Raw genomic sequence first — 15,628 nt, 5'->3', positions numbered from 1 at the left:
CCTTGTTAGTTAAGCAGCAGTTTCTATGCAAAATCTCGAAAAACACACCCCGATGATGCGCCAATACCTCACGCTGAAGGCGGAACATCCGGACATCTTGTTGTTCTATCGCATGGGGGATTTTTACGAGCTGTTTTTCGATGATGCTAAGCGCGCCGCTGACCTGCTGGATATCTCGCTGACCAAGCGTGGTCAGAGTGCTGGTACGCCGATCCCGATGGCTGGCGTGCCCTATCATGCGGTAGAGAACTACTTGGCCCGCTTGGTAAATTTGGGCGAGTCGGTGGCGATCTGCGAGCAGATTGGCGACCCGGCCACCAGCAAAGGGCCGGTGGAGCGCAAGGTGGTACGCATCATCACCCCGGGCACGGTGAGCGATGAAGCGCTGCTCGATGAAAAGCGCGACAACTTAGTGGTCGCTGTGACCAATCAAGGCGAGGCCTTCGGTATCGCCCACCTCGATATCAGCTCCGGCGAGTTTTTGATTAAGCAACTCAGCGGTGAGCAGCAGCTTAATGCCGAGCTGGCGCGACTTAACCCGGCAGAACTGCTCTACCCCGACAGCTTCGAGTACAGCGCCAACCTTGCCCATATCAAGGGTCTGCGCCGCCGTGGCGACTGGGAGTTCGACCTCGATAGCGCCAAGCAGGTACTGAACCAGCAATTTGGCACCCAGCATCTCGATGGCTTTGGGGTATCCCAAGCTGGCCTGGCGCTATGTGCTGCCGGTTGCCTGCTGCAGTATGTTAAAGACACCCAGCGCACCGCCCTGCCGCATATCAACCAGCTAAAAATGGAACAGCAGAGCGACTTTATCCAAGTTGATGCCGCGTCGCGTCGTAACCTGGAGATTACCCATAACCTCAGTGGCGGCACCGATAACACCCTCGCCTCGGTGCTCGATCGCTGCGCCACCGCCATGGGCAGCCGCCTGCTCGGGCGCTGGCTGCACCAGCCGCTGCGTCGTCAGGCGCAGATTATCCAGCGCCAGCAAGCGATTGCCGAAGTGATTGAGTTTGACCTGCCGACTCAGCTACAACCGGTACTGAAAGGCATTGGCGATATCGAGCGCATCTTGGCGCGCCTGGCGCTACGCTCCGCCCGCCCACGCGATCTCGCCCGCCTACGCAATGCCTTTAGCCTGTTGCCAGAGTTGCAGATGTACCTCAAAGACAGCCCGGCGCTAAGCGCACTGGGCGAGCAGATCAGCGAGTTCCCGCAGCTGCTGGAGTTACTAGAGCGCGCAATTATCGACAATCCGCCGGTGCTGATCCGCGACGGCGGGGTGATTGCCGAGGGCTACAACAGCGAGCTGGACGAGTGGCGCTCACTCAGCGAAGGCGCCAACCAATACCTGCAACAAATCGAGGAGCGCGAGCGCGAGCTTACCGGCATCGCCAACCTCAAGATTGGCTACAACAAGGTGCATGGCTTCTATATCGAGGTCAGCCGCGCCTACTCCGAACAAGTACCAGCTAGCTATGTGCGTCGCCAAACGCTGAAAAACATGGAGCGCTACATAATCCCTGAGCTAAAAGAGTACGAAGAGAAGGTACTCTCCAGCCAAGGTAAAGCGCTGGCGCTGGAGAAACAGCTCTATGAACAGCTGCTAGATCTGCTGCTGCCATCACTGGGTGAGCTGCAGCGTAGCGCCCAGGCGTTGGCCCAGTTGGATGTGCTGAATAACCTGGCCGAGCGCGCTGAGAGCCTAAACTACCACCGCCCCAGCTTTGTCGACCAGCCATGTTTGGAGATCAGCGCCGGCCGCCACCCGGTGGTCGAGCAGGTCAACGACACCCCGTTTATCGCCAACCCGGTGCAGCTCAATCAGCAGCGCCATCTGTTGGTGGTCACCGGTCCGAACATGGGCGGTAAGTCGACCTATATGCGCCAAACCGCCCTGATTGCGCTGCTTGCCTGTATCGGCAGCTACGTTCCGGCTGAGAGCGCCACCATCGGGCCGATTGATAAGATCTTCACCCGTATAGGCGCCTCGGACGACTTAGCCAGTGGCCGCTCAACCTTTATGGTAGAGATGACCGAAACCGCCAATATCCTGCACAACGCCACCGCCCACAGTCTGGTGCTGATGGATGAGATTGGCCGCGGCACCTCCACCTACGATGGTATGTCGTTGGCTTGGTCGGTGGCCGAAGCACTGGCCAAGGTGCAAGCCTTTACCCTGTTTGCCACCCACTACTTCGAGCTGACTCAGCTGCCAGAGTTACTGCAAGGGGTGTACAACGTGCATCTGGATGCGGTGGAGCACCACGATACCATCGCCTTTATGCATCAGGTTCAAGATGGCGCAGCCAGCAAAAGTTATGGCCTGCAAGTGGCAGCATTGGCCGGTATTCCGCAGTTTGTTATTCGTCAGGCGAAGCACAAACTGCAGGGGCTGGAGCAGCAGCAAAGCGCTCAGTTATCACTGCCGGTAGAGGTGATGGAAGCGCCGAGTATCGAGCCTCACCCGGTGGTGGAACAGCTAGCGAGCATTAGCCCGGATGAGCTTACGCCGCGCCAGGCGCTAGAGCTGCTCTATCAGTTAAAGCAGCAGCTGTAACTCAAAAATTACCGACCCTATCAAGGCCTGCTCACAGCAGGCCTTTCATTTTGACCAAGCCATAGGCATTCACAGTACTGCTATCGGCTATCTCACCGGAGAGGATCATCGCCTCGAAGGTGGCAAGGCTGATCCGCCGAACCAACAGCCCTTCTTCTTCCTCATCGAGTTGCTGCTCGCTCTGGGTTAGCTCAGTGGCCAAGAAGATATGGTAACGCTGGTTACAAAAGGCCGAGGCCATATATTGGCTGGCCACATACTCTAGCTTGCCGGCAATAAGCCCGGTTTCTTCGCGCAGCTCCCCTGCGGCAACCACCGCGGGCGCGGCGTCGGGTTGGCTCTCCCAGCTGCCTTGTGGCAGTTCCAGGCAGCGCTTCCCGATGGGATAACGGTACTGCTCCACCAGATAGATATCTTGCTGCTCCACTGCCAGCACCACCACAAAATCGGCCTTCTCGACGACGCCGTAGATCCCTTCACTGCCGCTCGGTCTAAGGATCTTGTCCTCACGCAGCGTCATCCATTTGTTCTGGTAGATAACTCGACTATCTAAGGTGGTAATCTCAGCCATCGCCTTGCTCGCTCTTGAGTTGACATCAGTTCACCCAGCTTAACCGAGAAGTCTTGCAGATTATTGATCAGTGTTACTCAAAGGCGCTTTATCGCTGCGCTTGGCTCGCCAATACCGAACTGCGGCTTATCAGCTGGGAGCGCAGCTTTAGGGTTTGCTTATCACGGTGGGGCTGAGCCACTCGCTGCATCAGCAACTCGATGGCCTCACTGGCCAGTTGCTCGACCGGTTGGCGAATGGTGCTCAAAGATGGGCTGAAAAACTCCGCTTGTGGAATGTCGTCATAACCGACGATGGAGAGCTGCTCGGGGACGCGAATGCCCGCTTCGTTGGCCGCCCGGATCACCCCAAGCGCAATCAGGTCGTTACCCGCAAAGATCGCACCCGGTACCCGATCTTGGGCAATCAGCTGATTCATCGCCTGCCAGCCGCCCTCGCTGCTAAAGCTGGTTTCCACCACGTGACCTTCAGCGACGCTCAGCCCGGCTTCTTGCATCGCGCGTTGGTAGCCCTCTAAGCGCTGGCGGCTGTTGGATTTTTGTAGCGGCCCCATCACACAGCAGATGTCGGTGTGGCCGTTTTCGATGAGATGGCGAGTGGCCAGATAGCCACCGAACTGCGAGTCGTCCTGAATCTTATCGACGAACTCATTGCTCGGCCCCCAGTCCATCACCACCACCGGCATATTGCTGCGGCTTTGCAGCAGCTCCATGCCATCAAGGCGCGCCTCCGCCGACATCACCAACAAGCCGTCGATGCGGCGCTGCAGCAACATATCCAGATACTCGCGCGCGCGGTTCGGCTCGCCATGGGTGTTGCAAAGAATGAGGTTGTAGCCTTTTTGGTAGGCAATTCGGTCCACTTGCTGAATCAGATTGGCATAGAAAGGATTGGTGGAGTCGGTCACCAGCATGCCCAACACTTGGCTACCGCCGCCTTTGAGGCTGCGCGCCATGGTATTGGGAATGTAGTTAAGCTCAGCGATGGCTTGATGCACCCGCGCTGTGGCTTCATCGGAGACCACCCGGGTCTGGTTGATCACATGCGATACGGTCGAGGTAGACACTTGGGCCAGAGCCGCAACATCCTTGATGGTCGCCATAGGGGAAATACTATCCTGTCTGCAATTCTAAAAACGCCAGTACTTGCTCACGCTGGGGGATTGAGCTTTGTGCGCCCATTTTGGTCACCGACAACGCTGCGGCCGCTTGAGCAAAGCGCAGCGCGTCTTCACAATCGGCACCCGCCAGCAATTCTGCCATAAAGGCCCCGTTGAAGGTATCGCCCGCCGCGGTGGAATCCTTGGCTGGCACCACAAAGCCCGGGTAATGCTTACCCTCGCCATCACGACTGAGCCATAGGCCATGCTTGCCCATGGTGATTAACACCGTCGGCACGCCGTAGGTATGCAACACCTTGGCCGCCACATCGGCATCGCAACGATTGTTGACCGCAATGCCAGTGAGCAACTTGGTTTCGGTTTCGTTGGGGGTAATCACATCGATATTGGCGAGAAGCTCCTTCGGTAACTCACGCGCAGGGGCCGGGTTCAGCACCACCTTGGTATTGTTTGCCCGGGCAATCTTGGCCGCTTGCTCCACGCCTTCTAGCGGGGTTTCCAGCTGCATCAGCAAGATATCGGCCGAGGCTATCACTGATTCATGGCTTTCGACTTTGTCAGCACTGAGCTCAGCATTGGCACCGCCCCATATGCCAATGTGATTCTCGCCGGCGGCATCCACATAGATGGTGGCCATCCCGGTACTGCAGTCTGCAATGGTATCGATAGAAGTGGTGTCGATACCGTCCTGCATAAAGGCATCGAGCATCTCACCGCCCGCGGCATCGTCACCCACACAGGCGATAAACCGGGTCTTGGCTCCGCTGCGCGCCGCCGCGACCGCTTGGTTGGCGCCCTTGCCCCCTGCCACCGTGTGATAATTATTAATGGCCAAGGTTTCTCCGGGTTTGGGGAAACGGTCCACCAACAACATATGGTCGAGATTAATGCTACCCAGCACGGCGAGTGTTTTCATCTTGCTACTCCGAGGATGGGCGGGCCGAAGCCCGCCAGATAAACTACTTGGTGATCACTTCCAGTGCGACCGGGATGTAGGCATCCACCGCTTCGCCCTTAAGGACTTTAATGGCGGTCTCCACGCCAATCTCACCAATCAAGGCAGGCTGCTGCGCCACAGTGGCTGCCATCATGCCGCGTTCGATGGCTGCGATACCGTCGTCGGTGCCATCGAAGCCAACAATCATGATGTCTTTGCCCGACGCTTGTACCGCACGCAGTGCACCCAGTGCCATCTCATCGTTCTGGGCAAATACCGCCTGTACATCAGGATTCGCCGCCAGCAGGTTTTCCATTACATTGAGGCCTTTGGTGCGATCAAAGTCGGCCGGTTGGCTGGCCAGTACATTGAAGCCATTGGCTTCCACGGCTTGGGCAAAGCCTTTACCACGGTCACGCGCTGCTGAAGTGCCAGCCAGGCCTTCCAGTTGGATCACCTTGGCACCCTCACCCTGCTGCTCAGCAATAAAGTCACCGGCCATCTTGCCGCCGGCCACGTTGTCAGAGGCGATATGGGCAGCAACGTCACCGCGGGAGGCGCCGCGGTCGAGGGTCAGTACTGGGATATTGGCGCGATTGACCAAACGAATGGCATTGGACACCGCATCCGAGTCGGTGGGATTGATCAGGATGGCGGCCACATTGCGCACTGATAAGTCTTCCACATTGGCCAGCTCTTTGGCCGGGTCATTCTGCGAATCCAGCACCATCAGCTCATAGCCCAGCTCTTTGGCCTTGCTCTCTGCGCCCTCCTTCATCGAGACAAAGAAGGGGTTGTTCAGGGTAGATACCACCAGCGCAAGGGTCTCCTGAGCGAAGGCTTGGCCGCTGACACCAACGGTAAGGGCTGCTGCAGCAACCAGTGAGCTTAGTTTTCTCATTCTCTTTACTCCATGTAGGGTTGGGTTTGGGTACAGCAATTACTTACTTCGTCTATCTGCCAGCACGGCGAGTAGGATCACCGCTGCCTTGGCAATCATCTGGTAGTAGGACGAAACATCCAGCAAGTTCAGTGCATTGTTTAAAAATCCGATAATTAGTGCGCCGATCAGGGTGCCGATAATCCAGCCGCGACCACCGGCCAAGCTGGTGCCACCGACCACCACTGCGGCGATGGCGTCCAGCTCATAGGCCGCGCCTGCAGTGGGTTGGGCCGATGACAAACGCGAGGTCACAATCAGCCCGGCCAGGCCCGACATCAGACCGCTGATGCCATAGACCGCAATTTTGACTCGGTCGACATTAATACCCGACAGGCGGGTGGCTTCCTCGTTACCGCCCACCGCGTAGATGTATCGCCCCAAGCGCGTATGGTTAAGCAGATACCAAGCCCCCGCGAAGGCAAACACCATCAGCCAGACCGGGAAAGGAATACCAAACAGATAGCCAGTACCGAGATAAGCAAAGGCATCACCGGCGTCGGTAAAGCCGGTGGAGATCGGCCGACCATCGGTATACACCATGGTCAGTCCGCGCAGGGCGGTCATCGCCACCAAGGTCGCGATAAAAGGCTGGACCTTGCCTTTGGCCACCAATACCCCGCTGAACATGCCCATGGCACAACCGGCCAGCAAAGTACCGCAGATGGTCACCACCAGCGGTAGCTCAGCGGCCACCATACTGGCCGCCAGCGCGCCACACAGCGCTAAAATCGAGCCCACGCTGAGGTCGATGCCGGCGGTGAGGATCACCAGCGTCATGCCCACCGCAATCACCGCATTGACCGAGGTCTGGCGCAGGATGTTTAGCAGGTTATGGGTGGTAAAAAAGTTGTCGTTGAGAAACGAGACGATGACGATCAGCACCAGCAGGGCGATCAGCGCTTTTTGCTCGAACAGCCACTGCGCCACGTTGACCTTGGGCTTGCCGCTAACTGCTGTGGGTTGTTTAACTGTATTCATGTTGTGCCTACTCATTTCTACCAACTGCAGCGGCTAACAGGCCTTCCTGGGTCGCCTCTGCCACATCAAACTCACCACTGATCTGCCCCTCGTGCATCACTAGGATGCGGTCACTCATGCCTAGCACTTCGGGCATGTCGGAGGAAATCAGCAAGATACTCATACCGCGTTGTTTGAACTGATTGATCAGCTCATAGATCTCTTTCTTGGCCCCCACATCGACCCCGCGGGTGGGCTCGTCGAGGATCAGCACCTTGGGCTCGGTCATCAGCCCTTTGGCGATGGCGACCTTCTGCTGATTGCCCCCCGAGAGGTTGCCGATAATCTGCTCCTCAGACGGGGTCTTGATATTGAAGGCATCGATAAAACGCGCCACCTGCTTGGCTTCTTCGCCGCGCTTGATATGACCGCCAACATGACTCAGTGCCGCCAGCGCGCTCAGGCTCATGTTGGTCTTAACCGACATCCCCAACACCAGACCATCACCCTTGCGATCTTCCGAGATATAGGAGATGCCAGCGGCAATTCCTTGGCTGGGGTGATTCAGGTTTAAGGTTTCGCCATACAGGCTGACGCTGCCGGCGGTTTTGCGGGTATCGCCAAACAGCAGCCGCATCAGCTCACTTCGCCCGGCGCCCATCAAGCCACTGAAGCCGAGGATCTCGCCTTCATGCAGCTCAAAGCTGACCTTGTTCACCCCGGGGCCAGATAGCTTGTCCACCTTGAGCGAGACCCGCCCTTGGCTTGCCTCCACCGTGGGGTAGTACTCGTCGAGCCGGCGACCGACCATCAGCTCAATCACCGCATCTTCGTCCATCTCCGCCACCTCTCGCTCGGCGATAAACTCGCCGTCACGAAGCACGGTTAACTTGTCGCAGATCTGGAAAATCTCGCTGAGGCGATGGGAGATATAGACAATCCCCCGCCCCTGCTCGCGCAGCTCGTTGATCACCTTAAACAGACTCTCGGTCTCTTGCAGGGTGAGCGCATCGGTGGGCTCGTCCATGATGATCACCTTGGCCTCAAACGACAGCGCCTTAGCAATCTCCACCATTTGCTTCTCGCCCAGCGACAGGGCTTTGATCTGCTCGCGACTACTGCGGCCAACCTTAAGGTGCGCCAGCAACTTGTCGGCTTCGCGATACATTGCCGGCCAATCGATGCGGCCGCCTTTAGCGCACAGCTCGCGACCTAAGAAGATATTCTCAGCAATCGACAGCTCTTCAATCAGGTTGAGCTCTTGGTGAATGATGCTGATCCCCTGCTCCATGGAATCGCGAGGCCCGGCAAAGGTCATCGGCGAGCCGAAGTAGTGAATGCTGCCACTATCGGCATGGTAGATACCGGTAAGCACCTTCATCAGGGTCGACTTACCGGCACCATTCTCCCCGAGCAGCGCCATCACTTCGCCGGGATAGACATTCAAGGTGGCCTGATCGAGCGCCTTTACGCCGGGAAAGGTTTTGCTCACCCCTTGCATCTGCAGGATTGCCTGGCTCATCAGAAGGCCACTCCTGATTGCAAGATAACGTTGGCGTAAGGGCTGCATTCACCGCTGCGCACCACTGCCTTACAGGTGTGGGTTTGCAGCTTGAACTGCTCGTGGGAGACAAAGGCGATTTCGATGATTTGGCCCTGTGCTTCGCCGGCCTGCTGTAATAACGCCACGAGCTGCGCGAGCATCTCAGGGTTATGTTCTTTGATCTCGTCTGCCAGCCAGACCCGCTCGACTTGAACATCAAGCAGCAGCACCTCAAGTACCGACAAAAAATCTGGGCTACCGCGCTTCAATGCCAGGTCGATACGCTGCGGCCCCTCGGGGATGGGCAAGCCAGCGTCGGCCACAGCCAGCTGATCGGTATGCCCCAGCGAGGCGACCACGGATGAGAGCGGGGCATTTAACATTTGGCCTTTCTTCATAGATGCTCCTTGCGACGGACTAGCCATAAAACGCTATTCCAGTTCTTGATGAAGGCATTGGCAAACGTTTGCGCAAACGTTTGCGTCAAGCGAGAGTATGGTCACTTTTTGCGATGGATTGCGAACACCCTCTGCACAATTTGTGATCACGTAGCCAACTTTTTGCTCGTGGGGTAGCCGGAGTGAGAGAAGGGGCAAAAGTAAGGCAGGAGCGGGCTGTGATCCATACATCAGAAATTGGTTAATTAGTGTCAGCTAATTTTACATACTAAGTAAAAGGTTAGTTTTTACTATCAGCAAAAGCTGCGGAATATCTAAGTGCATGTTTATTGGATCTTTTCTTGCTGGCTCTTTCCTTGCCATAAGTCGACGGCAGTAGAAACCTTTGGCTCGACGGCAGTAGAAAACTTTCTACCTATATTGCAAGGAGCAACAATGAACACCCGTACCCTAATTACAACGAGTATGCTGGCATTGGTAGGATTCGGTGCCCACGCTCAACTGATCACCTACGAGTTTAATAACGGCGACAGCTTAGATGGCTGGACCACCGACCGCAGCGCCCCCAGCGGCTTTGAGATCATCAACAACGAGTTGGTGATGACCGTCTCCGGTGAGCTGAACGACAACAACTTCTACAACACCCAAGGCATGAAGCTCGATGGTTTGCGCGCTGACTATATCGGTGTGGATATCTTCATCGACTCAGGCTGGGACCAACCCGGTCGCTATGGCGGTTTGTGGGGAACAGCAGAAAACGAGAGTGGCTCACTGAAAGAGTGGCCGATCATGGAGTATCAATACCAGTACGAAAACCCCAGCTACGCTGAGGCGCAAACCGGAATTGGTATCTGGGATACTTATCAAGGTTGGATCGACCCGGTAAGTGATGCCTTCGAGCTAGATGTCTTTAACCGCCTCGAGATCTTCCTTGCCGATGGCCTGTTCAGTTACTTTGTGAACGGATCCGAGGTCTACCAAGGCCTATCGAATGCCGCCTTTATCGAAGAGATTATCCTCAACGGCTATAACACCCTGTCAGCACAAGGTGGCTACAGCATCCGCTACGATAATCTGACCTACAATGATGTGCCGGAACCGGCTGTGTGGTCCTTGCTTTTGTTAGCCGGACTGGGCTTGGTGCGTCGCCGCCGCTAGGCAGCGCTTTAGCCGCAATACCTCGCTCGAATACACTGCATCAAAAAAGGCCCGCCGAGGCGGGCCAAGCTGTCAACCTACGCTGACCAAGGATAATCTAATAAGCCACACAGACTGGCGCTGCAAAGCCTCCGCTATGGGTACCTTGCAAGCCAAAGCTGACGCTCTGTCCCGGCGCTAGCTGTCGGTTGTACTCAACACCACTAACGCTGATTTCGGTATCCGATAGCGTTTCATACTGGGCGCTCCAGCCCTGACTAAAGGTCACCGGTACTGGGAACTCCAGCAACACCTGCCAATCGCTAATGGTCTGCGCGCCAGTGTTGGTAACGGTAATGGCGTTAATCACAAAGCCACCATCCCAACTATCCAGATTACCGACCTCACAGCTAAGGAAAGCACTAGCAGGTTCGCGCAGGGTCAGGCTTAGGCTATCGCTCACCTCAAGGCTTACCCCATCACTATCCAGTGCTGTCACTGTTAGCAGGTAGTCGCCAGCAGGTACCAGCAAGTCGAGCAGGTACTGGCTGCCCTCCACCTGGATTTGCTCACCGGCGAAGTCCAGCACAAAGCCTGCAGCATCGTTGAGAGCCACCTCCACCAACACACTGCCGCCGCTCTCTAGCGTGGCGTTAGCACTAGGATTAACCAAGCTGATCTGCGGTTGCAGCGGTAGCTCGTCCACCACATTGACCACAATGCTATCGCTGACCTCGAGCGCTTGCCCAGTCTCATCCAGTCCCTCTAGGCGTATCGTCACTTCGCCCGCTGTCGCAGGTAAGGCAACCGCCACCGGTGATGCGTTCACTGCACCTTGTACCAACTGGTTGTTCAGATACACATCCACCGCTGCCACTTTGCTGGCTTGATAGGCCACGCTCAATTGGCTGCCGGTTAAGGCGTAACTGCCCGATGCTGGCGTTTGAATGGTGACCGCCGATACAGTGCTAGCCAGGTAGTCGCCCAGACTCACCCCGGTTGCAGCACTACCCAGCGGAACCACCCGGTCCAGCCCAATAAATTTGCCCTGTTCGTTCTTCCACAGTGTCGGCTCCAGCACCGCGTATTTCTCTTCATCCCACGTCGTCCAGTCGTATTCGACCAGGCCGCCGGTATCGCCGGAGTTAGGGTTGAAGCACCAGAAGGTATGGTGCAGACGATGTTCTTGAATCAGCTCGCCGATGGCACGGATCCACTTTTCGTTACCGGCACCATCCATAAAGCCGCCCCACTCACCAATCAGTAGTGGCGAGATGTTCTCTTCGTGGATGAACATCCAGTTGTCCTTCCACACATCCTGATAAAGGGTGTCTTTGTTAAAGCCTTCATAGAACCACGGCTGGTCAAACACCAGCGGTCCGTAGTCATGGGGCGAGTACATAAACTGGCCTTGGCGCTCCCCGAGATCGACCGGCAGATCACGTACCCCACGCAGGTTACCGCCCCACCAGTTGCCGTGGTAGTCATCCTCATCCATGCTGGTCCAGGTCACGCCATCTTTGGGGTAGACCTCGATGCCTTCACACATGATCAGCATCTTTGGATTAATATCGAGGATCAGGTTGGAGGCCTTCTCACAGGCGTACTTCCAGTTATTCACATCTTGCGAGTCATCCCATTTGGCAAAATCACTGCCCGACCAGGGAAGTCCGTGAGGCTCGTTCTCCAAGTCCACGGCGATAATGGTGTCGTCATTTTTGTAGCGCTCTATCACCCACTCCCAGGTGGAGAAGAAGATCTCAGGAGTGATGTCGCCCTTGTACCACATCGGTGCGACATGGCCGGAGTTGTCCGCCTCTGCGCTATGCACGTCGAGTAAGATCTTCAGGCCAACCGCTTTTGAGCCAGCGATCATCGCATCGAAGACATCCAAGGAAGTAGCCCCTGCCAGGCCGGGGTTAGCACTCTCATTTACGCTGGCAGGACTCTCATAGCCCTGTTGCCACTCGTAGAGCAACTCAGTGGAGATAGGCACCCGCAGGATGTTGATGCCGCGTCCGGCGATATCCGCCAAGGTATCCTCTAGATTGACCGACCACAGTCCGTGCAGAACCCGCTCGGAGGTGTTAAAGCCAAACCAGTTTGCCCCGGTCAGCCATACTGGCTCGCCTTCGGCAGTAACGATTTGATTCCCTTCAACCCGCAGCCAGTCGTCATCGGGTAGTGGGGTGGCCGCCATGGCAGAGCTACACAGTGACGCGCCCAGCGCCAATCCCATCCATGGGGTAGAACGTTTAATAAAGTTCATGATAAATCCTTGAGATAACACAGCCTGCCGAACTGGCAGGCTGTTGATTTACGGGTACAACTTAAGGAAGAACAGTGCAGCTTGGCGCAATGAACTCGCCGCTGTAGCTGCCCTGCAAGCCAAAGCTAGCGCTGCCGCCGGCTGGCAGTGAACCGTTGTAGACTTCGTTCGTGGCAGTGATGCCCATGCCATCGCTCGACTCAGCCAGCTGCGCATTCCAACCATTGGCCAAGCTCACCGGCATATCGAAGCTCAGTAGAACCTTCCAGCCATCAACCGCAACGTCAGAGTCGTTGCTTACGGTAACGCTGTTTATCACAAAGCCGCCCGGCCACGTGTCGATGACGCTTGGCGCACAGCTCAGGCCACCCAGTGGCGGTTCAACCCCTTCTACAATATCCAGGCTCAGCGCTGCTTGGGCATCCAAGGCTTCGCCACTCTCATCCACAGCGACCACCAATACGGCGATAGTCGTTTCAAAGTCAGGCGCCACAATGGTCACCACGCCGCTACCCACTCGGCTAGTTACTTCCACACTGTCTACATAGACCTTGGCTGCATAGGCATTGGCCAGATCAATCTGCAGGTCGATGTTACCCGCTGGCGGGAACTGGGCTCCGTCGGCAGGAGAGCTGATGGCAACCGCTGGGATAATCGGCGCTTCCACCTCGATGCTCACGCTGGCCTCTTGCGACAATGCGCCTTGGTCATCTTCTGCCACAAAGCCGAAGCTGTCGTTGCCGAAGAAACCACTGTTTGGCACATAGCTGGCTACCGCACCGCTTAAGGTTAACGAGCCGTTAGTCGGCAGTGTCGCGATTTGATAGCCGACAATGCTGCCATCGCTGTCGCTGGCACTAAGGGTGATGCTAGCCGGGGTGTCAAACGGCGTAGTGACACTCTGCGAATCCGCAATCGGCGGGCAGTTGATACCGCTGTCTGCGCCACAGGCGGGTGCGGGTTCTTGGCCCCATACCAATACACCAGCGTCGTAGAGGGCGATCTTCGGCGCTTCTACATGGGCCGAGCCGTAGTCATCCCACGATGGATCATTGCTGTTGTCCCAGTCTGGATTGTTGTTATCAGACGGCAGGGCGAAGCGGAATTGCACCTCTTTCTTACTATCAGATTGGCCACCGGGGAAGATATTCACCCCTTTGAAGCTGATCTCACCGTAGTAAAGATTCTGGGCAGGATCACCCCATGGGAACGGACCGGTAAAGCCACTGCCTTGGTCATAGGCGGTGCCCAGCTCAACATCTGCGGCGCTATAGCCCGCAGCAATTACCTCGCTCAGATCCACGAAGTAGCGCATCGTGAGCTGATCGGTGGTACGTGCTGGCCAAGCGGTATGGTTGTGCACCCGCGCAGAGATCTCGATATGGCGAGGACCTTGCGAGTTTAGCTTGGCGTCGACGTACAACTCGGTGTCACGCACTTCAGGTTGTGGGAACAAGCTGTCGTCAATTGGCTCGCCGCCATGGTCCAGCCATAGCCGTGCTACGGCTGAGGTGAAGCCGGCGTTATAGTCAGTGGCTACCTCATTTTTCACGTAGTCATCGCGGTCATCTTCCCAAGAATCGTCGCGACCCGGTCCGCCAACCAAGGCACCCACCAGCAAGTGGCGGTTCTCGATGGGCTCTTTGGAGCTATCATTCCATGCGCCATGTGCTGTGCGGTGGTGAGGCTTGGTGGGGTGGAAGTCACCATAGCCAATTAAGTAAGAGATCCCCAGAGGGTTATTCCCCAAAATGTACTCTAACTGTGAGTAGGCAAAGTCGTAATAGGTTTGCGCTTTAGCCGTGTTTAGGCCTTCGGCTTTGAGGTAATCGGAGTAGAGCAACGCCAGGAACGAGGTGTTCGAGGAGTAGCGCGCCGCGCCCCAGGTATCAAGGAAGGCCAAACCTCCCGGCGTGTAGCTGATCCGATCGCCTTGATAGCCGTCGGTCCAGTAATCCAACCAACGCTCGGCATCATCGCGATACTCTTGTTCGCCGGTCAGCGCTGCCATCAACACGTAAGAGCCATAGGACTTGTCATCCCATGCCTGTCCCCACTTGTAAGAGCGGGTGTCAGATTGTGGCTCAGTGGACAGGAACTGGTATTCAGTCTTGGCGATATCCAGATAGCTGTTCTCGCCAGTGGCACGGTAAAGCCAGATAGCGCCCCATACCAACTCATCCTGATAACCACTCCAAGAGTTGTAGTAGGCTTGCGCATCGGTAATCGCATCGCTATACACACCACGATACTCATAGGCAAAGTCATACAACTGACGGGCATGTTCCAGCAACTTGGCCGAGTAAGCCGGGTCGCTGTCAGCGAATACCATGGAGATTGCAGACAGCGCTGCGGCGGTTTCACCAGCTAGGTCGCTGCCGGGATTGGCTGCGTCGATTTTGAAGGAAGGACGAGCCATCGGCAGCACCTCTGCCGAGCCCCACCATTTGTGGTCATCGCCACCGTGGCCCACCTGCCCCCAAAACTCGGTTGGGCCAGTGTGCGCTTTGACAAAGTAGTCGGCCACAAAACGCAGGTTGTTTTTGATATGGACCATCTGGTTGGTCTGTTGGTAGGCCTCGGGGTACTCAACCACGCCCCACGCCAACATCGTAGCGGTCGCCGCCATCGGGAAACCAAACTTAACGTGATCCCCAGCATCGTACCAACCGCCAGTGAGGTCTACCCCCACATCGTCGCCATCGGTCATTGCCGAGTCGCCGCGCCACTCAACCCGGTTCCACGCAGGTAGTGGCCCGGATTGTTGGGCCTCGTAAAAGTAGATTGATTTTTGTAGTGCTTCTCCATAGTTCGTTGCGAATGCGCTGCTGGCACCCAGTGCCATTAAGCCCACAACGACTGACTTCTTCAGTTCCATGCTCTGCCTCTCGAGTTATTCATTTAACTTCGGTTCGAGGGCGCATCGCTAAGCGACGCACTCGAACGCAGTGAGGTCAGTACATTTGGTACGCAAGCTCCCTGACTAAGACTGCGGAGTCCGCAACCAAATGGACATTCCTTGACCAAGCCAGGTTCAGGTAGTGAATAGTTATGAATTTACTCTGAACCAGACGCAGATCAGAGTGTGAAATGTTTGAGCAAGCGGCAATTGCTTATTGATGATTCTATGAACATAAATGTTAAAAAGTCGTTTATTCATGAAACTGTCAAGTTAAATAACTTGCCAACA

The 15,628-nt window shown here is 56.2% G+C and carries 11 protein-coding genes; 2 read left to right on the top strand and 9 right to left on the bottom strand.

Annotated features, from left to right (window positions below; genetic code table 11):
• The first annotated feature begins 25 nt into the window (after positions 1-25).
• Entirely contained in the window at positions 26-2,563 is a 2,538-nt protein-coding gene (mutS, locus tag G461_RS0119035; protein WP_026973034.1) for a DNA mismatch repair protein MutS, read from the top strand.
• Between the two features lie 31 nt (positions 2,564-2,594).
• On the opposite strand, the gene G461_RS0119030 is transcribed toward mutS, so the two are convergent.
• The 7 genes from G461_RS0119030 to rbsD form a co-directional block, all read right to left on the bottom strand.
• Positions 2,595-3,134, bottom strand: coding sequence for an NUDIX domain-containing protein (locus G461_RS0119030; RefSeq protein ID WP_026973033.1), 540 nt, complete (start codon positions 3,132-3,134; stop codon positions 2,595-2,597).
• A gap of 88 nt (positions 3,135-3,222) precedes the next feature.
• Positions 3,223-4,236, bottom strand: coding sequence for a substrate-binding domain-containing protein (locus G461_RS0119025; protein WP_026973032.1), 1,014 nt, complete (start codon positions 4,234-4,236; stop codon positions 3,223-3,225).
• A gap of 10 nt (positions 4,237-4,246) precedes the next feature.
• Positions 4,247-5,170, bottom strand: a complete 924-nt coding sequence (gene rbsK / locus G461_RS0119020; RefSeq protein WP_026973031.1) for a ribokinase — start codon at positions 5,168-5,170, stop codon at positions 4,247-4,249.
• Positions 5,171-5,213: 43 nt separating this feature from the next.
• Positions 5,214-6,092 carry a ribose ABC transporter substrate-binding protein RbsB gene (gene rbsB, locus G461_RS0119015; RefSeq protein ID WP_026973030.1) on the bottom strand — a complete coding sequence of 293 codons (879 nt, stop codon included), beginning with the start codon at positions 6,090-6,092 and terminating at the stop codon, positions 5,214-5,216.
• A gap of 39 nt (positions 6,093-6,131) precedes the next feature.
• On the bottom strand, positions 6,132-7,112 hold the full coding sequence (gene rbsC / locus G461_RS0119010) for a ribose ABC transporter permease (protein WP_026973029.1): 981 nt from the start codon (positions 7,110-7,112) through the stop codon (positions 6,132-6,134).
• Positions 7,113-7,119: 7 nt separating this feature from the next.
• Complete coding sequence (rbsA, locus tag G461_RS0119005; protein ID WP_026973028.1) at positions 7,120-8,613, bottom strand: ribose ABC transporter ATP-binding protein RbsA; 1,494 nt, start codon at positions 8,611-8,613, stop codon at positions 7,120-7,122.
• Entirely contained in the window at positions 8,613-9,032 is a 420-nt protein-coding gene (gene rbsD, locus G461_RS0119000) for a D-ribose pyranase (RefSeq protein ID WP_026973027.1), read from the bottom strand. Before rbsD ends, rbsA begins: the two co-directional genes overlap by 1 nt.
• A 435-nt stretch (positions 9,033-9,467) precedes the next feature.
• Here rbsD and G461_RS0118995 point away from each other — a divergent pair, with 435 nt between their 5' ends.
• Positions 9,468-10,190, top strand: a complete 723-nt coding sequence (locus G461_RS0118995; protein ID WP_026973026.1) for a PEP-CTERM sorting domain-containing protein — start codon at positions 9,468-9,470, stop codon at positions 10,188-10,190.
• A 97-nt stretch (positions 10,191-10,287) separates the two neighbouring features.
• Here the strand turns inward: G461_RS0118995 and G461_RS0118990 are convergent, their stop codons facing one another.
• Both G461_RS0118990 and G461_RS0118985 read right to left on the bottom strand, forming a co-directional pair.
• Entirely contained in the window at positions 10,288-12,438 is a 2,151-nt protein-coding gene (locus G461_RS0118990) for a cellulase family glycosylhydrolase (protein ID WP_035480720.1), read from the bottom strand.
• A 61-nt stretch (positions 12,439-12,499) separates the two neighbouring features.
• Entirely contained in the window at positions 12,500-15,316 is a 2,817-nt protein-coding gene (locus tag G461_RS0118985) for a glycoside hydrolase family 9 protein (RefSeq protein WP_026973024.1), read from the bottom strand.
• Positions 15,317-15,628: the final 312 nt, after the last annotated feature.

Origin of the sequence: Aliagarivorans marinus DSM 23064 (assembly GCF_000429485.1) — a bacterium.
Classification (GTDB): domain Bacteria; phylum Pseudomonadota; class Gammaproteobacteria; order Enterobacterales; family Celerinatantimonadaceae; genus Aliagarivorans; species Aliagarivorans marinus.
The sequence above is the reverse complement of the archived record's forward strand: the minus strand, read 5'-3'. Positions and strand labels throughout refer to the sequence as shown.